Below are 22808 nucleotides of genomic sequence, written 5' to 3' on the forward strand. Positions count from 1 at the left end.
CACAGCAAACGACATATGAGACATTTCTGTCCATGCAGCCGACCGTGCGGGACCGTGCGCTGGCGGACGGCCTCCGGGCCGCCCAAGCGGCGGTGGAAGAGGGCCTGTCGCGGGCCACCGAGAGCGATGTGCCGTTCATCACCGAGGCCGCGCGGGAGCTGACGCGCACGGCCGGGCGGCGGTTCCGGCCGCTGCTGGTGCTGCTGGCGGCGCGGTTCGGCGACCCCGGCGCACCGGGCGTGGTGCCCGCCGCCGTCGTCGTCGAACTGACCCATCTGGCCACGCACTACCACGACGGCGTCCGGGACGAGACGGCCGTACGGCACGGCGCCCCGCGCCCGGACACCAACTGGGACAGCACGGTGGCGGTGCTCACCGGTGACTTCCTCTTCGCCCGCGCCTCGCACCTCCTGGCCGACCTGGGGCCACGGGCCGTACGCATGCAGGCCGAGGCGTTCCGGCGGCAGGTCACCGGCCAGATCCTGGCGACGACCGGACCGCGCGACGGCCGCGACCCGATCGAGCACCATCTGGAGGTGCTGGCGAGCCGGACCGGCTCGCTGACCGCCGTCTCCGGGCAGCTGGGTGCGCTGGCCTCGGGGGCGGACGCGAGCGTCGCGGACGCCCTCGTGCGGTACGGCGAACGGCTGGGCGTGGCGAGCCACCTCGCCGATGAGCTGGCGGCCCCCACCGGCCGCCGCCCCACCCTGCCCGTCCTCCTGCTGGCCCGTGCGGACCCTGAGCTGTATGCGCTGCTCACCGGGCCGGCCGAGGGGGCGGGGTACGCGGAGGCGGTGGCGCGGCTGCGCACCCACCCGGTCCTGGAACGGGCCCGCGAGGAGACCGTCCGCCAGGCCGACGCGGCCCGCGTGGCGCTGTCCCCGCTGCCCGACTGCCCGGCGAGGGCCGCCCTGGAAGCGCTGTGCGAGACGGTCGCCCCTACGGCACCCAGTAGTTGTGGCTGACCACCAGCATCGACTGGAGTCGCACCCCCGCCGCGTAGGCGCGGGCCGGGTCGGGCGGCGCGCCGCACATCCGCGCCCACAACGCGTCCAGCCAGCCCTGCGCCCCCTCGCCACCCTCCCCCTCGTCCCGCCCGCCCTCATGCCGCTCGCCCTCCGCCATCGCGGCGACCGCGAAGGGCGCGGTGAAGGCAGGTGAGCCGGGGCCCCCGTAGGCCGTGCCGTCGAGCCGGTATCCGCTCCGGATCCGTGCCGGATCACCGCCCGTGGCCGCCCGCGCCCAGCGGCTGAGCCCGCGTGCGGCCGCCCTGGTCCGTGGGTCGCCGCTGGTCACCGCGTCGGCGCCGAGCCGCCAGGGGTCGCGGCAGGCGTTCCAGTGGTAGTCACCGTCGTGCGGGCTCTCCAGGACCTTCCCCGGCGCGGGCCTCGGATCGCCGGAGGCGGTGTCGACGACGAAGTCGGGGAGCAGCCCAGTGGCCGGGGCGTGGCGGGTGCGCACCGCGCCGACCAGCGTCAGATGCGCGTCCAGCACCTCGTCCCAGCGCGGATCGCCGGTCGCCGCCCGGAACGCCCTGAAGTGGTCCGGCATCCAGTCCGACGTACGGGAGACCTCGTCGAAGCGGCCCGAGGACCAGTCGCCGAGCTTGGTCAGCCGGGTGCCGCCGTGCACCTCGCACTCCAGGACGGCGTCGATCCGCCGTACCGCGAGCGCCTTGTAGTCGCTGTGGCCGCCGCCCCACTGCCGGTCCGCGAGCAGCAGCCCGTAGGCGATGTCGAGGTCGCCGTCGGTCGCGGAGTCGTGTCCCCCGACGTCCCGGCCGCCGGCGTCCTGCTGGGCGGCGTGCAGATCGGGGTGGTTGACGGAGGGGTGGGCCAGGACGTGCCGGAGGATGCCGTCGAAGAGGCCGTGGGCGTCCGGGTCGGCGCCCGCCATCAGCGCGGTGATCACCAGCCCGTAGCCCTGCGCCTCGGCCACGAAGGGGTGCGCCGCGTCGGGGGTGAACACCGCACACCGGCCCCGGCCGCCGACCTCGTCACCGGACCGGAGGAAGGAGGCCTTCCACCACCGGTAGTGCTCCAGGACCTGCCGGTCGGCCGCCGCCGGGTCGCCGGAGGGCCGGAGCGTGCCGGGGGCATAGGGGATGGAGTGCGCCCCGAAGGGGATCATCGGATCCGGCGCCGCCGGGATCTCCGCACCAGGCGCACCACTGCCAGGACGATGTCGACCACGAGCACCACCACACCGATGATCAGCAGATAGTCCAGCCCGTGCACCACCCATCCGATGAGGCCGAGCACGATGGCCACGATCACCAGGAACAGGAAGAGCGCCACGGCCGACACCTCTCCTCGAGCGTCAAGCGTTCTCGCGGTCAGCGCCGTCAGCGGCGTGCGAGCTGCCGCCCGCCGCCCGCCCCGGCCTGGTACGTCTTGCCGTAGTGCTGGAAGATCGCCCCCTCCTGCTCGGCCGGCAGCACATCGTCCATGCCGAGCGAGGGCGCCTTCTTCACCTGCGATCGCGCGTACGAGACCTTCACATAGCCCGGCCCGACGATCGCGTCGTCCACCGGGACGAACACCAGACGGTGGCGGGTGGGCAGTCCGGTGCGGACGGTGGCCATGGCGGGTTCGTCGGTGGCCGTGGCCACGTAGATCGCCTCGAGTACCCCGATCTTGCGGCCCTGCTCATCGACGACATCCTGGTCGCGCCACTCACGGATATCCGCTGACTGGATCATGACGTATCACCCTCTGACCTCTGCCCTTCCAGCCTGCCTCCGCTCGCCGTGGGACGCCACGCCACCCATCCAGCAGGGGTAACCCAGGTGTTCGAACCGAAACGAATTGATCAGGTGTGCCGCTTTCGGGAAGGGGTACTCGCGGCGTCGAGGAGGTTGGTATTCATGGTTCCCCTGCTGGTCGTTCTTCTTCTCGCACTGCTTCTCTTCGGTGCCGGATTCGCCCTCAAGGCCCTGTGGTGGATCGCGGTCATCGTGCTCGCCGTCTGGCTGCTCGGCTTTCTCGTCCGGCCGACGGTCAGCGGGCGCCGTGGTCGGTGGTACCGCTGGTAGCCGCCAGGCAGGACAGACAAGAGGGGCCCGGCCGGGGAAATCCCCGGCCGGGCCCCACGTCTGCCCGGATCAGCGGAAGCCGTCCGTCCGCCTTCGCGTCAGCCACTACTGGGCTCGCGGCAGCCACTACTCGGCGAGCATGCCGCGCCGCAACCGGCCGAGCGCACGGCTGAGCAGCCGGGAGACATGCATCTGGGAGACGCCGAGTTCGGTGCCGATCTCCGACTGCGTCATCTCCTCGCCGAACCGCAGCTGCAGAATGCGGCGGTCCCGCTCCCCGAGCTGTTCCACCAGCGGCTTGAGCGCGTGCAGGTTCTCCACGGCCTCCATGGCCGGGTCGACGTCGCCGAACCGGTCCGCGTACGTGGTCACGCGGGCGGCCCCGCTCTCCTGGTCGGCGGGCGCGTCCAGCGAGGTGGTGAGGTAGCCGTTGCTGGCCACCAGCCCGTCGATGACCTCGTCCTCGCTCAGCTTCAGGTGCTCCGCGAGCTCGGCCGTCGTGGGCGACCGGTCCAGCCGCTGGAACAGCTCCTCGTTCGCCTTGGCCAGGTCGATACGCAACTCCTGGAGACGGCGAGGGACGTGCACCGCCCAACTGGTGTCCCGGAAGAACCGCTTGATCTCGCCGACGATGTACGGCACGGCGAAGGTCGTGAACTCCACCTCACGGCTCAGGTCGAACCGGTCGATCGCCTTGATCAGCCCTATGGTGCCGACCTGGACGATGTCCTCCATCTCCACCGTGCGGTTGTGGAACCGCCGGGCGGCGTACCGGACCAGCGAGAGGTTGAGCTCGATGAGGGTGTTCCGCACGTACTGGTACTCGTGCGTCCCCTCCTCCAGCTCCGTCAGCCGGTCCAGGAACGTCTTGGTCAGCGCCCGCGCGTCCTTGGGCGCCACCTTCGCCGGATCGTCCACCGAGGGCAGACCGGTCGCTCCGGCACTCTCGATTCCTACTGTGTCGTTGTCACTTACCCGAGCCCCAAGTGCGTCCTCAGCTTCCGCCCCTGTCAGCTTCGACGTCACCACGGGTGCCGTGTAGTTCACTGTCGCACTCCCTGTATCGGCTGCATGCATAGGCTGATTGGGGTCCCGCCTACCCACCTTCCAAACCTTCATGCCTCCTTGTCTCCGGCCGACGACGGACCGGCGGCGACCACGGTCCGGCCCGGCGGCGACGAGCGGCCGCACGGAGGAGAGGGACAATACGGCCGCCATGACGGGGCGTTAGCCAAGCGTTAGCGGTTCGGCAGCGAGCGTTAAAGGAACGCCAGCGGCGGCCGACACCATGGGTGGTGCGCGAGCAGGAACCATCCGTACCGAACGCCCTGGGGGTCGTCGCCATGTCGCACCGCATTCTCAACCGCCGCATCCGAAACGCCGGCGTGGCCGCGGTGATCGCCGCCGCATCCGCCGTCGCCCTCACCGCCTGCGGAAGCAACGACTCCTCGTCCGACGCCAAGGGGAACTCCTCCTCCACCGTGTCGTCCGCCACGAAGGCGTCGGGGTCGGACGCCTCGATCCACAGCCAGGCGGGCAAGCAGGCGACGACCCTGAGCGGCTCGGAGGCCGACACCTTGCGGGCGACCGCCGAATGCCAGCCGGGCACGCTGAAGGCGACCCTGGACTCGGCCGGCACCTCCCAGGCGGGAATGAACCACCGGGGTACGTTCCTGCGGGTGACCAACACCGGCGACGAGACCTGCGTGATCAGCGGCTACGCCGGGGTGGCGCTGGAGGGCGCCGGGCACACCGCCATCAAGACCACCGCCCGGCACGGCAACACCTACTTCGCCACCGACCCGGGCGCGCACCCGATCACCCTCGGGCCGGGCAAGAGCGCCTGGGCCGACCTGGTGTGGACCACCACCGGCGTCGAGACCGCCCACGCGAAGTACCTCCAGATATCCCCGACGGGCAGCAACTCCCACAGCACCGTCCCCTTCGCCGAGGACCTCGACAACGGCACCCTGTCGCTGACCGCCTGGTCCTCCAAGCCCCCCATCAACGCCTGACCAACAGCCGAGCACACGACGAAGCCCCGGTGCGGACAGCGGTCCGCACCGGGGTTTCGCCGTACGTCCGCCACAACAGTGCGAAGATCAAGCCCTGATCATTGACCGAGACGTCAACAACGCAGCTCAGGAGCGCCGATGGACCTCAACCTGCTGCGCGCCCTGGACGCCCTGCTCCAAGAGAACAGCGTGACCCGCGCCGCGGAACGACTCGGCACCTCCCCCGCGGCCGCCAGCCGCACCCTGGCCCGGCTCCGCCGTGCCGTCGGCGACCCGCTGCTGGTCCGCGCGGGCCAGCAGATGGTCCCGACCCCGCGCGCGCTGGAACTCCGGGAGGAGGTCAGCGCGTTGCTGCGCGGCTGCGACAACGTGCTGCGGCCCGGAGCCGGGTTCGAGGCCGTGCACCTCCAGCGCACCTTCACCGTGCAGGCCGCCGACCTGCTCCTGGTGGGACTGGCCGGAGCCCTGACCGACCGCATCCACACGGAGGCCCCACAGGTGGACGTGGTCTTCCTGCCGGAGGCGGTGGAGGGCGGCCCCGCGCTGCGCCAGGGCCTGGTCGACGTCGAACTGGGCGTCCTCGGGCATCTGGACCCGGAGATCCGCACCCAACAGCTCACCCGGACCAGGATGGTCGGCATCGCCCGCAGCGGTCACCCCCTCTTCGACGCGCGGATCGACGCCCGCCGCTTCGCCGCCGCCGCCCACATCGGCATCTCCCGGCACGGCAAACGCCTCGGCCCCATCGACGAGGCACTCGCGGAACGCGGGCTGCGGCGCCGCGTCGCGGTCGTCGTACCCAGCCACACGAGCGCGATGATGCTCGCCCGCAGCACCGACCTGGTCGCCCTCACCCTGGCCGACTGGCTCCCCGATACCACCTCCGCACTGGGCCTGCGCACCTTCCCGATCCCCCTCGACACGGCACACATCGACATCGGAATGGCCTGGCACCCCCGCAACTCGGCCGACCCGGCCCACCGCTGGTTCCGCGACCACCTGGCAGCCGCGGTCCTGAACCCACCCGGCAGTACGAAGCCCTCCCCCTCGCCCCCTCCTCGCGGCGCATGAGAGACACCGGCTCACGTCGGCGATGTCTCGGCCGGGAGCAGGGCCCGTTCGCCGCATCGCGCAGGGACTCGGCCAGGCGTGTAGCGAGAAACCGGAGCTGAACGGGGGTGGCCCCGCGATCGGCGAGCAGGCCGTCGGCGTGGCCGAGCAGTCTGGCGGCCATGTCGAGCTGCACACGCTCGACGTTGTCGGCGACACGGGACACGTACCCGGCCCCGTCACCGACGACGTAACAGGGCTTCCCCCCGGAGTGGACGACGGGAGCAGCCGAGTCCCACTCGGCTCACGCAGACGGCGCCACAGTCCGGCGCGAGCAACAGCGAAGGATTACGGACACGATGGCTGAGCAGCTTCTCGGTGGATACGTGGTCATCGTTCGTCGCCGCAGTCAGGAGCGGCGACTTTCCAGCCTGACCAACGTGAAAGAACCCCAGCTCGGACACTGTCCGGGCTGGGGTTCCGTGGAGCCGCCTAAGGGAATCGAACCCTTGACCTACGCATTACGAGTGCGTCGCTCTGGCCGACTGAGCTAAGGCGGCATGCTGCGGAGCCAGATTGGCAGCAGCAGCGTCGCCAAGTCTACACAGTTTCGAGGGATGCTCCGTACGGGGCCCGGCGGGGCCCGGAGCGGGGCCGGTGGGCTGGTCAGCGGCAGCGGGTGTGGGGGACGGGTGGGCGGCCGGTGAGGAGGTAGGTGTTGATCGCGCGGTCGACGCAGCCGCTGCCGCGGCCGTAGGCCGTATGGCCGTCGCCGTCGTAGGTGAGGAGGGTGGCGGAGGAGAGCTGGGCAGCCAGGGAGCGGGCCCAGCGGTAGGGGGTGGCGGGGTCGCGGGTGGTGCCGACGACGACGATGGGGGCGGCGCCCTTCGCATGCAGGGGGTGCGGGGTGCCGGTCGGGCGGACGGGCCAGTAGGCGCAGTTCAGGGCGGCATAGGCGAGGGCCTCACCGAAGACGGGGGACGCCTTCTCGAAGGCGGGGAGGGACTTCCTGACCTCGGCGGGGGTGCGGAAGGCGGGTGGGAGGTCGAGGCAGTTGACGGCGGGGTTGGCGTACATGAGGTTGGCGTACGAGCCGTCGGTGTCGCGCTCGTAGTAGAGGTCGGCGAGGCCGAGCAGACCGCCGCCGTGGCCACGCATCGCGGAGCGGAGGGCGGTGCGCAGCTGCGGCCAGGCGGTCTCGTCGTACATGGCGGAGATCACGCCCATGGTGGCGAGGGACTCGCCCAGGGCGCGGGACTCGCCGGTGCGGACCGGATGGGAGTCGAGGCGGGCGAAGAAGGCGCCGAGCCGGTCGCGGGCGGCGGCCACGGAGCGGGTGCCGAGGGGACAGCCGGTGCGGCGTACGCAGTCCTTGGCGAAGGCGGTGAAGGCGGTCTCGAAACCGGCGGTCTGGTCGCGGTTCATGCGCCGGGAGGACAGCGCCGGGTCGAGCGCGCCGTCGAGGACGAGACGGCCGACGCGGTGGGGGTAGAGGTCGGCGTAGGTCGCGCCGAGGAAGGTGCCGTAGGAGGCGCCGACGTAGTGGAGCTTCCGGTCGCCCAGCGCGGCGCGCAGCACGTCCATGTCGCGGGCCGCCTCGACCGTCGAGACATGGCCGAGGACCCGGCCGGAGCGGTCCGCGCAGCCTCGGGCGAACTTCTTGTAGGCGGCGACGAGGCGATCCGTCTCGCCGGGGGCGTCGGGCGTCTGGTCGGTCTGGGTGAAGGCGTCCATCTGCTTGTCGCTCAGACAGGTGACGGGCTCGCTGCCGGCCACGCCGCGCGGGTCCATCGCCACCATGTCGTAGCGGGCCCGCACCCGGGCCGGGTAGCCCACGGCCGCGAAGCTCTGGAGATAGCCGATCGCGGAGCCGCCGGGGCCGCCGGGGTTCACCAGGAGCGAACCGATGCGGCGGCCGGGGCCGGTCGCCTTCTCGCGGGAGACCGCGAGCTTCAGGTCCCGGCCGGTGCCGGGTCTGGCGTAGTCGAGCGGAGCCTTGAGCGTGGCGCATTCGAACTCCGCGCCGCCGCAGGGGCGCCAGCTCAGCGTCTGCTCGTAGTACGGCCTGAGGGCCGCGGGGACGGCCCGCTTCGACATGGACGCGGCGCGCGGCGAGGAGGCGCCGGCCGAGCAGCCGGAGGACAGCAGGGCGGCGGCCGCGAGGGCGGCGCCGAGCGTCCGGAGCGGGCGGCTGCTGTGTCGGGTGTCCATGGGCTGATCCCTCGGTTCGCGGTCGAGTCGCGGGACCACCCCGGCCGGATCACTCGCCTTGATCACCGCATCACTCGGATCACTGCTGGATCACTCGGACCGATGGATCGCTCGGATCTATCGGATCACTCGGATCGCTGGCTTCTGGAGATACGACCGGTTCGCCCCCTTACGGAGCGTATCCACCCGGACACACTCCATGCGTCCGGAAACGAACCCGTATGGGTGAGATTCGGTCCGCCCGCACGGGTGACTCAGCCGGCCCGCAGCGCCATGGTCATCGCCTCGACCGCCAGCAGCGGCGCCACATTGCTGTCCAGCGCCTGACGACAGGCCGTGATCGCCTCGATCCGGCGCAGCGTCCGCTCGGCCTTCGAGCCCGACGCGATCCGCTCCAGCGCGTCCCGTACGTCGGTGTTGGCGAGCGCGACCTGGGAGCCGAGCTGGAGGGCCAGCACATCCCGGTAGAAGCCGGTCAGCTCGGTGAGCGCGAGGTCGAGGCTGTCGCGCTGGGTGCGGGTGGCACGGCGCTTCTGCCGGTCCTGGAGCTCCTTCATGGCCCCGGCCGTGCCGCGCGGCAGCCGCCCGCCCGTGCCGGCGGCGGCACCCAGGGCGGCACGCAGCTCCTCGGTCTCCTTGGCGTCGACCTCTTCCGCCATCTGCTTGGCGTCCTCGGCCGCCGCGTCGATCAGCTCCTGCGCCGCCTTGAGGCAGCCGCCCACGTCGTCGACGCGCAGCGGGAGCTTCAGGACGGCGGCGCGGCGGGCACGGGCCCGCTCGTCGGTGGCCAGCCGGCGGGCGCGGCCGATATGGCCCTGTGTGGCGCGGGCGGCGGAGGCGGCGAGCTCGGGGTCGATGCCGTCGCGCCGGACGAGGACGTCGGCGACGGCGTCCACCGAAGGCGTGCTGAGGGTGAGGAGGCGGCAACGGGAGCGGATCGTGGGCAGCACATCCTCCAGCGAGGGCGCACACAGCAGCCATACGGTGCGCGGCGCGGGCTCCTCGACGGCCTTGAGGAGGACATTGCCCGCGCCCTCGGTAAGGCGGTCGGCGTCCTCCATGACGATCACCTGCCACCGGCCGCCGGCGGGCGACAGCTGGGCGCGCCGGACCAGGTCACGGGTCTCCTTGACACCGATGGAGAGCATGTCCGTCCGGACCACCTCGACATCGGCGTGGGTGCCGACGAGGGCGGTGTGACAGCCGTCGCAGAAGCCGCAGCCGGGGGCGCCACCGAGCGCCCGGTCCGGGCTGACGCACTGGAGCGCGGCGGCGAAGGCGCGGGCGGCGGTGGCCCGGCCGGAGCCGGGCGGGCCGGTGAACAGCCAGGCGTGGGTCATCCTGGACGACGACGCCAATGCCGCCATGGACTCCCCGGCGGAGGTGTCGGCCGCCTCACTGGCCGCCGTGACCAGGGCGTCCGCATCCCGCGCGGCAGCCGTCAGCTGGGCCGCTACTCGGTCCTGCCCGACCAGGTCGTCCCACACCGCCATGGCTGCCTCCGCCGTCCGTGCTTACGGCATCCCATTGTCGTCCACCCCACCGACAGCCCGGCGCACCCCTCGGCAACGACGCCCAGCCGGCCGTCAGCACACCACCGTCACCACGCGCCCTCAGCGGTACGGCCGTCGGCGGTACGGGCCGTGTCAGCGACCTGCCGTCGGCAGTACGGGCCGTCAGCCACCTACCGCAGCGCGCTGCCGCCAGCGGTACAGGCGCCGCCAGCGACCTACCGCTGGCACCGCCGGCAGCAGCACAGGCCGTCGGCGGCACCCGCCGTCAGCAGCCCACAACCAGCGACACAAACCCGCAGTACAGGCCGTCGGCCACCTACTGCCAGCGCACCGCCGCCAGCGGTACAGGCTCGGCGGCAGCGACCTACCGCCGACACCACCGCCAGCAGCACAGGCCGTCGGCGACACCCGCCGTCAGCGACCCACAACCAGCGACACAAACCCGCAGGACGGGCCGTCGGCCACTTGCCGCCAGCGCACCGCCGCCAGCAGCACAAGCCATCGGCGACACCCGCCGTCAGCAGCCCACAACCAGCGACACAAACCCGCAGTACAGGCCGTCAGCCACCTACCGCCAGCACGCCGCCACCAGCAGCACACAGGCTAGGCGGCAGCGCCAATCAGCGGTACCGGCCGTCCTCGTCGTCGCGCGGGCCGAGCAGCTCGTCGGCCAGCGACGGGAGGTCGTCCAGCGGGGTCTCCTCCGCCCACTCGGGGCGGCGGCGCCGACGACGCGGCGGTTCCGCCCCGCCCTGCGCCTGGCCTTGGCCGTACCCCTGACCCTGGCCGTACCCCTGGTCCTGGCCCTGACCGTAGTGCGGCATCTCGCGCGTGCGCTCGTTGTCCCCGCCGTATGTCTGTCCCTGTCCCTGCTCCTGGCCCTGGTCCGGGCGGAACAGCCACGGCGGGACCCGGTCCGCCGGGTCGGCGGACCGCTCGTCCCGTACGGGCGGCAGCACGGCCGTCTCGTCGGCCGCGTTCGTGGGCGGCTCGACGGGCGGCTTGGGGAGTACGGCCGTCTCCTCGGCGTCCGAGCCGTCCGAGCCGCCCCGGTGCTCCTCCGGGCGGTCCTGGGGCCGTACGGACGGCAGTACGGCGGTCTGGTCCGCCTCCGGGCCGTTCTGGGGAGGCACGGGCGGCAGCACCGCGGTCTCGTCCGCGTCCGGCCCGACGGCGGGACGACCCGTCACCGGACCGCCCGCCTCGCGACCGCCGGAGGCGTTCTCGCCGCCGTGCCCCACCCGCGGGTCGAACCGCGGCGACTGGACCGTCTCCGTCGTGTCCGGGTCCTCGGCGGCGGGCCCCGCCGCGTCCCGGGCGCCGCCGGTGTCCTGGGCACCGCCGGTGTCCTGGGGCGGCGGGGCCGGGATCTCGGTCTCCACGGTCGGCGCGTCGGCTCCGGCGGCCCCGGATGACGCCGCTTCCGCCGCCAGCCGCGCCTGCTCGGCCCGCAGCAGCGCCTCCTCGGCCTTGCGCTGCTCCTCCTGGCGGCGCGCCTCGGCCTCGGCCCGCCGCAGCGCCTCCGCCTCCGCCTGGAGGCGGCGCCGCTCCTCCTCGGCGGCGCGGGCGCGGTCCTCGGCCTCGATGCGCTTGCGCTCCTCCTCGGCCCTGCGGCGCGCGTCCTCGGCCCGCTGACGGGCCGCCTCCGCCTGCCGCTCGGCCTCGCGCCGGCGGGCCTCCTCCTCTTCGCGGCGCTTGCGCTCCTCTTCCTCGGCGCGCGCCTTGGCGAGCGCCGCCTGGCGCTCGGCCTCCAGCCGCTCCTCCTCCGCCTTACGGGCGGCCTCTTCCTCGGCCCGGCGGCGGGCCTCCTCCTCGGCGGCCTTACGGGCCTCCTCCTGGGCCTTCACCTCCGCCTCGGACAGCGGCAGCATCCGGTCCAGACGGTGGCGCACCGCGGAGGTGACCGCCTCCGGCAGCTGTCCGGCGTCGACGACGAGGTAGCGGGCCGGGTCGGCGGCGGCCAGGGCCAGGAATCCGGCCCGTACCCGCTGGTGGAACTCGGCTGGCTCGGACTCGAGCCGGTCCGGGGCCTCGGTGAAGCGCTCGCGCGCGGTCTCCGGCGAGATGTCCAGCAGCACCGTCAGATGCGGCACCAGGCCGTTCGTCGCCCAGCGCGAGATACGGGCGATCTCGGTCGCGGCGAGGTCGCGCCCCGCGCCCTGGTAGGCGACGGACGAGTCGATGTAGCGGTCGGAGATGACGACCGCGCCGCGCTCCAGCGCCGGGCGGACCACGGAGTCGACGTGCTCGGCGCGGTCCGCCGCGTACAGCAGCGCCTCGGCACGGTGGGAGATCCCGGCGGAGGAGACGTCGAGCAGGATCGAGCGGAGCCGCTTGCCGATCGCGGTCGCGCCCGGTTCACGGGTCACCACCACCTCGTGCCCCTTGGCCCTGATCCACTCGGCCAGCGCCTCCACCTGCGTGGACTTGCCCGCGCCATCGCCGCCCTCGACGGCGATGAAGAAGCCGGTGGCGGCCGGGGCCTCCGCCGCGCCCCCGCCGAGCAGCGCCTCGCGCAGGTCGCGGCGCAGCGGCACTCCCTGCCGGTCGTCGGTCCGGCCGAGGACCAGTGCGGCGACCGGCAGCAGCAGTGCGCCCACCAGCATCAGGGTGAAGGCCGCGCCGCCGTGGGCGAACACGAAATCGCCGCTGCCGAGCCGGTGCGGTCCGATGACGGCGGCGAGCAGCGGCGCGACGACCGCGCCGAGCCCGACGCCGACGCGCACGACGGCCTGAAGATGCTCGGTCATCCGGGGCCGGCGGGCCTCCTCGGACTCCTGGTCCAGGAGGGCGTGGCCGGTGTTGGCGGCGATACCGGCCGACACACCCGCGACCAGGGCGATCAGCACGACGGTCGTGGTGTCGTGCACCAGGCCCACCGTGAGCAGCGCGAGCCCGGTCAGCGCGACCGACAGCGCCAGCAGCCTGCGCCGGGAGAGCCCCGGGAGGACCTTCGGGGCCCAGCGGATGCCGAGGGCCGGACCGCCGGTGAGGACGAGGACGAGCAGGGCGAAGCCGACCGGCCCGCCGCCGAGGTCCATGGCCTGGAGCGGGGCGACGCCCACGGCCGCGGCGATCGCGCCCGCCACTCCGGCGCAGGCGAGCACCAGCAGCCCGACGGCGCCGGTGCGACCCTTGTCGGCACCGGTGCCGGAGGCGGTGCGGGGCCGGCGCAGTCCCTCCAGGGGGGAGCGCGTGCGGCTGGTCTGCGCGCCGGGCAGTTCCAGGAAGACGAGGATCGAGATCGACGCGGCGAAGAGCCCGGCGCCGACGTACGAGCCGAGGGCGACCTGGTGGTCGTGGAACCACTCCACGCCGGTGCCCAGCAGCCTGCCGACCAGGGTGACGACGAGCAGCCCGGCCGCGGCGATCGGCAGCGTCAGGAAGTTCGTACGGAGCGAGAGCCGGCGCAGCGCGTCGAGGTGATCGGGCAGCGGGCGCACCGCGGCGCCCTCGGCGGGCGGCGCCGGGAGCAGCGAGGGGGCCGCGCCGTCCTTGGCGACGGTCCAGAAGCGCTCCGTGACGCCGACGACGAAGGTGGTGATGAGCAGCCAGGCGACGGCGTCGGCGGGGGTCCAGTCGATCCACAGCGGCGCGACGAGGAGCAGCGCCAACCGCAGACCGTCCGCACCGACCATGGTCCAGCGGCGGTCCAGCGGACCGGTGGGGCCGATGAGCGCGGCGAGCGGCCCGAGGAGGACCGCGCCGAAGAGCACGGTCGCGAAGAGCCGTACGCCCAGCACCACCGCGACGGCGAAGGCCGCGCCGCGATAGCCGCCGCCGAAGGAGCCGGCGGCCACGGACGCCTGAAGCGTCAGCACCACCAGCACCAGCACGGCGAGCGCGTCCCCGGCGCCGCCGACGAGCTGGGCGCTCCACAGCCGTCGCAGGGGCGGATAGCGCAGCAGGGCTCGTACGGCCCGCTCGCGGGAGTCCGCGGCAAGGGCGCCGGAAGTGGGTGTCACGTCCGTTGGCTGCTCTCGCGTCATCCCGCCAGCCTATCCGGATGACATGAATCCACGGCCCCCCGGCCGAACAAACGGGCGGTGAGCCGTGGATGGCGCGGGCCTCACCCCGCCCCGGCCGCGCCGTCCTCCTCGGCGTCTCCGCCGCCTTCCGACTCGACGCCCGCCCGCCTTCCGGCTCGACGTCGGCCGCCTTCCTACTCGACGCCCGCCGCCTCCCGCTCGACGTCCGCCCGCCTTCCCGCCCGGCTTCGCCCGCCTTCCCGCCCGGCTTCGCCCGCCTTCCCGCTCGGCGTTTTGCCGCCTTCCTACTCCGCGTTCGCCGACGACTTCTTGGCCGCCGTCGTCTTCTTGGCGGCGGTCTTCGCGGTCGTCTTCTTGGCGGCCGTCTTCGTGGCCGTCGTCTTCTTCGCCGCGGTCTTCTTGGCGGCGGTCTTCTTCGCCGCCGTCTTCTTGGCCGCGGTCTTCTTCGCCGCCGCCTTCTTGGCGGTCTTCTTCGCCGGTCCCTTGGCGCGCTTCTCGGCGAGCAGCTCATAGCCGCGCTCAGGCGTGATGGTCTCCACGTCGTCGTCGCGGCGCAGTGTGGCGTTGGTCTCGCCGTCCGTGACGTACGGGCCGAAGCGGCCGTCCTTCACCACCACGGGCCGCTCGCTGACCGGGTCGGTGCCCAGCTCCTTCAGCGGCGGCTTGGCCGCGGCCCGGCCACGCTGCTTGGGCTGGGCATAGATCGCCAGCGCCTGCTCGAGCGTGATGGTGAAGATCTGCTCCTCGCTCTCGAGCGACCGCGAGTCCGTGCCCTTCTTCAGGTACGGGCCGTAGCGGCCGTTCTGCGCGGTGATCTCGACGCCCTCGGGGTCGGTGCCGACCACGCGCGGCAGCGACATCAGCTTGAGCGCGTCCGCCAGGGTCACCGTGTCCAGGGTCATCGACTTGAGCAGGGACGCGGTGCGCGGCTTGATGGCGTTCTTACCGCTCTTCGGGGTGTCCTCGGGGAGCACCTCGGTGACGTACGGACCGTAGCGGCCGTCCTTGGCGACGATCATGCGGCCGGTCTCGGGATCGGCGCCCAGCTCGAACTCGCCGCTCGGCTTGGCGAGCAGTTCCTCCGCGTACTCCACGGTCAGCTCGTCCGGCGGCAGGTCGTCGGGGACGTCGGCACGGCGGCCGGTGCCGCCCTCGACCTCCGTGGGGCGCTCGACGTACGGGCCGTAGCGGCCGACACGCAGCACGATGCCGTCGCCCACGGGGAAGGACGAGATCTCCCGGGCGTCGATCGCGCCCAGGTCGGTGACCAGCTCCTTGAGGCCGCCGAGGTGGTCACCGTCGCCGTTCCCGGCCTCGGCGGCACCGCCCGGCGTGCCCTCGCCGAAGTAGAAGCGCTTGAGCCACGGCACGGCCTCGGCCTCGCCGCGCGCGATGCGGTCGAGGTCGTCCTCCATCTTGGCGGTGAAGTCGTAGTCGACCAGCCGGCCGAAGTGCTTCTCCAGCAGGTTGACCACGGCGAAGCTCAGGAAGGAGGGCACGAGCGCGGTGCCCTTCTTGAAGACATAACCGCGGTCGAGGATGGTGCCCAGAATCGTGGCATAGGTCGAGGGGCGGCCGATCTCGCGCTCTTCGAGCTCCTTGACCAGCGACGCCTCGGTGTAGCGGGCCGGGGGCTTGGTCGCGTGGCCGTCGGCGGTGATCTCCTCGGCGGTAAGCCGGTCGCCCTCGGCGACCTGCGGCAGCCGGCGCTCACGGTCGTCCAGCTCGGCGTTCGGGTCGTCGGCGCCCTCCACATATGCCTTCAGGAAGCCGTGGAAGGTGATCGTCTTACCGGAGGCGGAGAACTCGGCGTCCCGGCCGTCGCTCGCCTGTCCGCCGATCTTGACGGTGACCGAGTTGCCGATCGCGTCCTTCATCTGGGAGGCGACGGTCCGCTTCCAGATCAGCTCATAGAGCCGGAACTGGTCACCCGTGAGACCAGTCTCGGCCGGGGTGCGGAAACGGTCTCCCGAGGGGCGGATGGCCTCGTGCGCCTCCTGGGCGTTCTTGACCTTGCCCGCGTAGGTGCGCGGCTTGTCGGGCAGGTAGTCGGCGCCGTACAGCTGGGTGACCTGCGCACGGGCCGCCGTCACCGCCGTGTCCGACAGGACGGTGGAGTCCGTACGCATATAGGTGATGTAGCCGTTCTCGTACAGCTTCTGCGCGACCTGCATGGTGGCCTTGGCACCGAAGCCCAGCTTGCGGCTGGCCTCCTGCTGAAGGGTCGTCGTGCGGAACGGCGCGTACGGCGAGCGGCGGTACGGCTTGGACTCGACCGAACGCACCGTGAAGGCGGTGTCGGCGAGGGCGGTGGCCAGGGAGCGGGCGCCCGCCTCGTCCAGGTGCAGGACGTCGCGCTGTCCATCCTTGAGCTGCCCGAGCGAGGTGAAATCGCGCCCCTGAGCGACCCGGAGTCCGTCGACGGCCGTAAGGCGGGCACCGAAGGTGCCGGGGTCGCTGACGTCTCCATTGAGGGTGGTGGCGGGTGACGGGTGGGAAAAAGTGCCGGTGAGGTCCCAGTACTCGGCGGACCGGAAGGCCCTGCGCTCACGCTCGCGCTCGACGACGAGACGGGTGGCGACCGACTGCACCCGGCCCGCGGAGAGGCCGCGCATGACCTTCTTCCACAGGACCGGCGACACCTCGTAGCCGTAGAGGCGGTCGAGGATGCGGCGGGTCTCCTGGGCGTCGACCAGGCGCTTGTTCAGCTCGCGCGGATTCGCCACGGCGGCCCGGATGGCGTCCTTGGTGATCTCGTGGAAAACCATGCGGCGGACCGGGACCTTGGGCTTGAGGACCTCCTGGAGGTGCCAGGCGATGGCCTCGCCCTCGCGGTCCTCATCGGTGGCCAGGAAGAGTTCGTCGGAGTCGGCGAGCAGCTCCTTGAGCTTCCTGACCTGGCTCTTCTTATCTGCGTTGACCACATAGACGGGCTGGAAGTCGTGCTCGACGTCCACACCGAGGCGCCGGACCTCACCGGTGTACTTGTCGGGAACCTCGGCCGCACCGTTCGGCAGGTCCCGGATGTGCCCGACGCTGGCCTCGACCACGTATCCCGGGCCGAGGTAGCCCTTGATCGTCTTCGCCTTGGCAGGCGACTCGACGATGACGAGTCGGCGGCCGCCCTGTGCGGTCTCGCTGGTGGTCGGGGACAACTTGGCTCTTCTCTCCGGTCGACTCTCGGTGAACGGGCAGTGCCGCGCGGGTAACGCTTACACGGCCTCCCTCTACGGTGACGCTGCGGAGTGTGACGGTACATCCCGCCCCCGTGTCAAACGGAAAAAGCCCGCAACGCCACTCGAACGGTAACCCGACAACCGACCTGTCTGCCGCCCGGACCGGCACAAGGCAGTGCGGAAGGCCCTGTCAGGCGTAACCCAGGCACCAGATCCCGCCGCCGAGCGCGGCGGCGCCGAAGAGCAGGGAGAGCGTCGCGGAAGCGACGGGATTCACACCGTGTACGACCGGCGCACGCAGCCTCAGGCGCGCCGCCGCCCACAGCAGCAGCGCGGCGCCGAACAGCACGAATGCCGTTCCGGCGAAGATCGCAGGTCCGCTCTCCATGACGGGAGCGTGACACGCGTGGGAGGCGTGGGCGCGAACCCGGAGTGAACAGCGTGCGACGGCCCGTCCGGCCCCGCTGGTACGCCGCCCCTACGCCCGTCCGGGACGGCCCCCCGCGTATCCGCCGGGCCCGGCCCGTCCGTCCCCTCCCGCCCCGTCCTGGGCGGCTCTTCGCGCACCTCCGGCGGCAGCTTCCTGCCATATGGGGGCGCGGGGCGCGAGGATGTACCACCCGGCGCACGCCCCCACGCGCGCCCCCGGCGCGCTTCATGTTCTGGCACGCACGTTCTGGCGCGTTATATGCCGTTGTCGCCGCATATGCCGTCGTCGCCGACCGGCCGCAGAAATCCCTGCTCGACCAGGAGCCGGATGGACTGCGGTGTGCGGTCGCGCAGCACCACCGGGTCCTCCCCGAGCAGCTGGGCGATGGCGTCCAGGATCCGGCCCGCGCTCAGTGTGCCGTCGCACACACCCGCGAAACCCGCCCCGACCGTGTCCACCTTCGTGGCGCGCCGCATCCCCCGGTACTGCCTGAGCACCACATGCTCCGGATCCTCGGCTCCGGGCGGGCCCACCTGCTCCTGGACGACCTCGTCCGCCAGCTGGAAGCGGGCGGTCAGCAGCGCCGCGTCGTCATGCGTCCGCAGGAAGCCCTGCCGGTCGAAGTGGGCCATGACCTCGCTCCCCAGCGGCTGCTCGACCGGATGGGGCCACTCCTCCACGGTCACCGAGGGCCGGTCGGCGCCGGACTTGCGCAGGGTGATCCAGCCGAAACCGACGGCCTTGGTCCTCCGCGCCTCGAACTCGTCCAGCCAGGCGTCGTAGCGCGCCGCGTACGTCTCGGGGCCGGCCAGGTGCTCACCCGCGTCGCGCAGCCACAGCTCGGCGTACTGGGTGATGTCCTGCACCTCGCGCTGCACGATCCAGGCGTCACAGCCGGCCGGGACCCAGGAGGCCAGCCGCTCGCGCCAGTCCTCCCCCTCGATGTGCTGCCAGTTGGCGAGCAGCTGGCACCAGCCACCGTCGGCCAAATGCCCGGCGGACCGCTGGACCAGGGTGCGGCACAGATCGTCCCCGGACATCCCGCCTTCCCGGTAGACCAGCTCGCTGCCCTCCGGCGCGCGCGGGGAGATCACAAAGGGCGGGTTGGAGACGATCAGGTCGTACGTCTCGTCCCGGACCGGCTCGAACAGCGACCCCTCGCGCAGATCGGGCTCCGGCGCCCCGGACAGGGCGAGGGTCAACCGGGCGATGGCCAGGGCGCGGGGGTTGCGGTCCGTGGCGGTGACGTGGTTGGCGTGGCGGCCCGCGTGCAGCGCCTGGATACCGGAGCCGGTGCCCACGTCGAGGACCCGGTCCACGCGCGCGGGGACGGTGAGACCGGCGAGCGTGGTGGACGCCCCGCCCACCCCGAGGACGAGCCGGGAGCGGTCCGCACGCCCCCGCGCGCCGCCGGGGCCGCCGATCCCTCCCGCACCGCCGACCGCGCAACCCAGGTCGGAGACGATCCACCAGTCCTGGCCCTCGGGACCGCCGTAAGGCCGCACATCGACGGTCGCGCGCACCTCGTCGCCGTCGCGCACCAGCCAGCCGTCCGCGAGGCAGTCCTCGACCGGCAGGGCCGCGGCCGCCCGCCCGTGGGCCACGGGGTGCTGGAGCAGAAACAGCCGCACCAAGATCTCCAGCGGGCTCTCGCCCCGGGTGGCGCGCCGCGCCGGGACGGTCTCCCCGCGCGCCAGGGCCGCATAGGCGGACGGACCGAGCTGATCGAGCAGACCATCGGCAGTGAAGGCGGCAGCCGACAGCGCCTCGCGAAGGCGGGCGGTGCGCTCGGGGTCGGCGGTGGGGAGGCGGAACGGGAGCTGGTGCGTACTCACGCCCCCATTGTCGGGGCAACCACCGACAGCGGGCGACGGCAGTCGGCATCGGGACGACATCGCCGGCGCCGCCCGGGGTGACGGGACGACAAGGGAGGCGTGCGACGGGGGCGTTGGCCCCTGGGAGCGGGCCCTGTGCGTGGCCCTTGTGAGTGGCCCGTGGGGAGCGGGATCCCGGGCGGGTCCGCCAGGACCGCGCGGAGCCGCCCAAGGACCGCGCGGAGCCGCCCAGGACCGCGCAGTGCCCCTTAGGGCTCCGCCGTGTCCCTTAGGACTTCTGCGGGGCCCTTAGGACTGCGTAGTGGCGCCGGCGCTCGTCTTCGGCTTCTGGCAGCCGGGCTGCTTGGCCATGGCCGAGCCGACCTTTCCTTCCTGTAGCTTCCGCAGGGCCTGGTCACCCGACTTGCTGAGCTTGTCGAGATCATCGGCGATGTCCTTGAGCCCCTGGGCGAACTTGGACTTGTCCGAGGTGTCCAGCTTGTCGACGGCCGTCCTCAGCTTCGTGTACGCCACGGAGGTGGCGTTGAGCTCCTTGACCGCCTGCTTGTGGGTCTCCTCGCCCTTGTCCACGGGCGGAGCGCCCGCGCTGTTCACGGCCTTGGCGAGCGCGCCGTAGGACTCGGAGATCTCCTGGAACGCCGCGGAGTCGGTCTGCTGAAGCTTCTTGGAGTCCTGCTCGTCGGCGGCACCCTGGATGGCGGTGTTGGCGCCCTGAATCTTCTTCAGCTGCGGCTGCACCTCGTCACAGACCGACTTGGCCCAGTCGTTGACCTTCTTGTCCTCATCGCCGCCCCCGCAGCCGGTCAGCGCCAGTACGAGTGCCGCACCGCCGGACAGTGCAGCCACAAGCTTCTTGTTCACCGGATTGGTCCCTTCCATGGCTCTCGGCCCCGGAACATACACGTCCATCCGGCAAGGCCTGCCGAGCGAGCATCCCGTGCGCCCCCTTTTGACAGCATTTGCACCGCACTCGTTGTGGACATGGCCTCATCGAGCGGGCCGGACGCGGGAACAGGGACGCGGGCGGACGATGTGCCGTGGCACACCGCCCGCCCGCATGTCGCGGGGGCTCTTCCGGCCCCGTGCCCCTCCCGGGGCTAGGACACCACCGCCGCGTCGGCTGACTCCGCCACGCGCTCGGAGTTGTCTTCGTCACCTACGGCGATGCCGCGCCGCTTGGAGAGGTAGACCGAGACCACGATGATCACGGCTGCGATCGCCGCGATGACCGCGCGCAGCCCCGGGCTCGCGTGGTCCCCGTAGGAGAACTTCACCACCGCGGGGGCGATCAGCAGCGCCACCAGGTTCATCACCTTCAGCAGCGGGTTGATCGCGGGGCCGGCGGTGTCCTTGAACGGATCGCCGACCGTATCGCCGATCACCGTCGCGGCATGCGCCTCGCTCCCCTTGCCCCCGTGGTGACCGTCCTCGACCAGCTTCTTGGCGTTGTCCCAGGCGCCCCCGGAGTTGGCGAGGAAGACGGCCATCAGGGTGCCGGTGCCGATCGCGCCCGCCAGGAACGCGCCGAGCGCGCCGACCCCGAAGGTGAAGCCGACGGCGATCGGCGCCATCACGGCGAGCAGCCCCGGCGTGGCCAGCTCGCGCAGCGCGTCCTTGGTACAGATGTCGACGACCCGGCCGTACTCGGGCTTCTCGCTGTAGTTCATGATCCCGGGCTTCTCGCGGAACTGCCGCCGCACCTCGAAGACCACCGCGCCGGCCGACCGCGACACCGCGTTGATCGCCAGCCCGGAGAAGAGGAAGACGACAGCGGCGCCGAGGACGAGTCCCACCAGGTTGTTGGGCTGCGAGATGTCCAGGCTCAGGTTCATCTCCCCGGCCACGGAGGTGTGCACCTTGTCCACGGCCTCGGCGATGGCGTCGCGGTACGAGCCGAAGAGCGCTGCCGCGGCGAGCACCGCCGTCGCGATGGCGATGCCCTTGGTGATCGCCTTGGTGGTGTTGCCGACCGCGTCGAGGTCGGTGAGCACCTGCGCGCCCGCGCCCTCGACATCGCCGGACATCTCGGCGATGCCCTGGGCGTTGTCGGAGACCGGACCGAAGGTGTCCATGGCGACGATCACGCCGACCGTGGTGAGCAGACCGGTGCCGGCGAGCGCGACGGCGAACAGCGCCAACATGATCGAACTACCGCCGAGCAGGAAGGCGCCGTAGACGCTGAGCCCGATCAGCGCCGCCGAGTAGACGGCGGACTCCAGACCGATCGAGATACCGGAGAGCACCACCGTGGCCGGGCCGGTCAGCGAGGTCTTGCCGATGTCCCGCACCGGGCGCCGGGTGGTCTCGGTGAAGTAGCCCGTGAGCTGCTGGATCAGCGCGGCCAGCACGATGCCGACAGCCACGGCCACGAGCGCGAGCACACGCGGGTCACCGCTGTGGCCGAGAATCTCGCGGTTGGTGACGCCGTCGAGATCGGCGTAGCTGGACGGCAGATAGACGAAGACCGCGACCGCCACCAGCGCCATCGAGATCAGGGCGGAGATGAAGAAGCCGCGGTTGATGGCGGTCATTCCGCTGCGGTCGGAACGGCGCGGGGCCACGGCGAAGATCCCGATCATGGCGGTGACCACGCCGATGGCCGGGACCAGCAGCGGGAAGGCGAGCCCCGAGTCGCCGAAGGCCGCCTTGCCGAGGATCAGCGCGGCCACCAGGGTGACGGCATACGACTCGAAGAGGTCCGCGGCCATGCCCGCGCAGTCGCCGACGTTGTCGCCGACGTTGTCCGCGATGGTGGCGGCATTGCGCGGATCGTCCTCGGGGATGCCCTTCTCGACCTTGCCGACGAGGTCGGCGCCGACGTCCGCGGCCTTGGTGAAGATGCCACCGCCGACCCTCATGAACATCGCGATCAGCGCGGCGCCGAGCCCGAAGCCCTCCAGCACCTTGGGCGCGTCGGCGGCGTAGACCAGCACCACACAGGAGGCACCCAGCAGGCCGAGGCCCACCGTGAACATGCCCACCACACCACCGGTACGAAAAGCGATCTTCATCGCCTTGTGCGAGACGGCCGTGAGATCCGCACCCGGCGCGCCCGGCTTACCGGGCGTGGAAGATGCCGAATCGCCATTGACGGGTGTGGTGGGGGTTTCGGGGGTGGCCTCACGGGCGGCGGCGGCGACCCGCACATTGCTGCGCACGGCGAGCCACATCCCGATATAGCCGGTGGCCGCCGAGAATCCCGCACCGATCAGAAAGAACGCCGAACGCCCGATGCGCTGCGGCCAGTCGTCCGCGGGCAACAGCATGAGCAGGAAGAACACCACCACGGCGAATCCGCCGAGGGTACGCAGCTGCCGGGCCAGATAGGCATTGGCGCCTTCCTGAACGGCCTCGGCGATCTTCTTCATACTGTCCGTGCCCTCGCCGGCCGCGAGGACTTGTCGTACCAGCACCACCGCGACCGCCAGTGCCGCGATCGCGACGGCGGCGATCACCAGCACGATCACACGGTTGTCGTCGGTCAGCTCTGCGGCGGCCAGGGTTGGGGTGAAGTGCAGCTGATGAGGGGTGAGAGGCCCCGCCATTCGTCCTCC

The 22808-nt window shown here is 72.0% G+C and carries 16 protein-coding genes and 1 tRNA gene; 4 read left to right on the plus strand and 13 right to left on the minus strand.

Going from position 1 to position 22808, the window contains the following annotated elements:
* The first annotated feature begins 32 nt into the window (after positions 1 to 32).
* A complete protein-coding gene (locus N6H00_RS19130; protein WP_268972993.1) occupies positions 33 to 965 on the plus strand; it encodes a polyprenyl synthetase family protein in 933 nt (310 codons plus the stop codon).
* Here the strand turns inward: N6H00_RS19130 and N6H00_RS19135 are convergent.
* From N6H00_RS19135 to N6H00_RS19145, 3 genes are read right to left on the minus strand one after another with little or no spacing between them, the layout of a single operon-like run.
* Positions 940 to 2130, minus strand: a complete 1191-nt coding sequence (locus N6H00_RS19135) for a glycosyl hydrolase family 8 (RefSeq protein WP_268972994.1) — start codon at positions 2128 to 2130, stop codon at positions 940 to 942. The genes N6H00_RS19130 and N6H00_RS19135 overlap by 26 nt on opposite strands.
* The gene (locus N6H00_RS19140) at positions 2127 to 2297 is read right to left on the minus strand and encodes a hypothetical protein (protein WP_268972995.1); all 171 of its coding nucleotides are present in this window, start codon (positions 2295 to 2297) and stop codon (positions 2127 to 2129) included. The genes N6H00_RS19135 and N6H00_RS19140 overlap by 4 nt, the downstream gene beginning before the upstream one ends.
* Positions 2298 to 2344: 47 nt before the next feature.
* Positions 2345 to 2701, minus strand: a complete 357-nt coding sequence (locus N6H00_RS19145; protein ID WP_268972996.1) for a PRC-barrel domain-containing protein — start codon at positions 2699 to 2701, stop codon at positions 2345 to 2347.
* Positions 2702 to 2866: 165 nt separating this feature from the next.
* On the opposite strand from N6H00_RS19145, the gene N6H00_RS19150 reads away from it, so the two are divergent.
* Positions 2867 to 3034, plus strand: coding sequence for a hydrophobic protein (locus N6H00_RS19150; protein WP_268972997.1), 168 nt, complete (start codon positions 2867 to 2869; stop codon positions 3032 to 3034).
* Positions 3035 to 3160: 126 nt separating this feature from the next.
* Here the strand turns inward: N6H00_RS19150 and N6H00_RS19155 are convergent, their stop codons facing one another.
* Positions 3161 to 4048: an RNA polymerase sigma factor SigF gene (locus N6H00_RS19155; protein ID WP_443073229.1), complete on the minus strand. Its 888-nt coding sequence runs from the start codon at positions 4046 to 4048 to the stop codon at positions 3161 to 3163.
* Positions 4049 to 4329: 281 nt separating this feature from the next.
* On the opposite strand from N6H00_RS19155, the gene N6H00_RS19160 reads away from it, so the two are divergent.
* Both N6H00_RS19160 and N6H00_RS19165 read left to right on the plus strand, forming a co-directional pair.
* On the plus strand, positions 4330 to 5049 hold the full coding sequence (locus N6H00_RS19160; protein ID WP_268972999.1) for a DUF4232 domain-containing protein: 720 nt from the start codon (positions 4330 to 4332) through the stop codon (positions 5047 to 5049).
* Positions 5050 to 5187: 138 nt separating this feature from the next.
* A complete protein-coding gene (locus tag N6H00_RS19165) occupies positions 5188 to 6120 on the plus strand; it encodes a LysR family transcriptional regulator (protein ID WP_268973001.1) in 933 nt (310 codons plus the stop codon).
* A gap of 462 nt (positions 6121 to 6582) precedes the next feature.
* Here N6H00_RS19165 and N6H00_RS19175 read toward each other — a convergent pair.
* The 9 genes from N6H00_RS19175 to N6H00_RS19215 all read right to left on the minus strand — a co-directional run bounded on the left by N6H00_RS19175 (position 6583) and on the right by N6H00_RS19215 (position 22799).
* Positions 6583 to 6659 (minus strand) — tRNA-Thr (locus N6H00_RS19175).
* Positions 6660 to 6765: 106 nt separating this feature from the next.
* Complete coding sequence (locus N6H00_RS19180; RefSeq protein ID WP_268973003.1) at positions 6766 to 8310, minus strand: alpha/beta hydrolase; 1545 nt, start codon at positions 8308 to 8310, stop codon at positions 6766 to 6768.
* 254 nt (positions 8311 to 8564) lie between these two features.
* Entirely contained in the window at positions 8565 to 9803 is a 1239-nt protein-coding gene (locus N6H00_RS19185) for a DNA polymerase III subunit delta' (protein WP_268973005.1), read from the minus strand.
* 641 nt (positions 9804 to 10444) lie between these two features.
* Positions 10445 to 13813, minus strand: a complete 3369-nt coding sequence (tmk, locus tag N6H00_RS19190) for a dTMP kinase (protein WP_268973006.1) — start codon at positions 13811 to 13813, stop codon at positions 10445 to 10447.
* A gap of 284 nt (positions 13814 to 14097) precedes the next feature.
* Positions 14098 to 16968, minus strand: coding sequence for a type I DNA topoisomerase (gene topA / locus N6H00_RS19195; RefSeq protein WP_268973007.1), 2871 nt, complete (start codon positions 16966 to 16968; stop codon positions 14098 to 14100).
* A gap of 211 nt (positions 16969 to 17179) precedes the next feature.
* Positions 17180 to 17377, minus strand: coding sequence for a hypothetical protein (locus N6H00_RS19200; protein WP_268973008.1), 198 nt, complete (start codon positions 17375 to 17377; stop codon positions 17180 to 17182).
* Between the two features lie 296 nt (positions 17378 to 17673).
* Positions 17674 to 19314, minus strand: coding sequence for a N5-glutamine methyltransferase family protein (locus tag N6H00_RS19205; protein ID WP_268973009.1), 1641 nt, complete (start codon positions 19312 to 19314; stop codon positions 17674 to 17676).
* A gap of 228 nt (positions 19315 to 19542) precedes the next feature.
* Positions 19543 to 20115: a small secreted protein gene (locus tag N6H00_RS19210; protein WP_268973010.1), complete on the minus strand. Its 573-nt coding sequence runs from the start codon at positions 20113 to 20115 to the stop codon at positions 19543 to 19545.
* Between the two features lie 236 nt (positions 20116 to 20351).
* Positions 20352 to 22799, minus strand: coding sequence for a sodium-translocating pyrophosphatase (locus N6H00_RS19215; protein WP_268973011.1), 2448 nt, complete (start codon positions 22797 to 22799; stop codon positions 20352 to 20354).
* Positions 22800 to 22808 lie beyond the last annotated feature (9 nt).

The organism is Streptomyces sp. S465, assembly GCF_026898115.1.
GTDB lineage: Bacteria > Actinomycetota > Actinomycetes > Streptomycetales > Streptomycetaceae > Streptomyces > Streptomyces luomodiensis.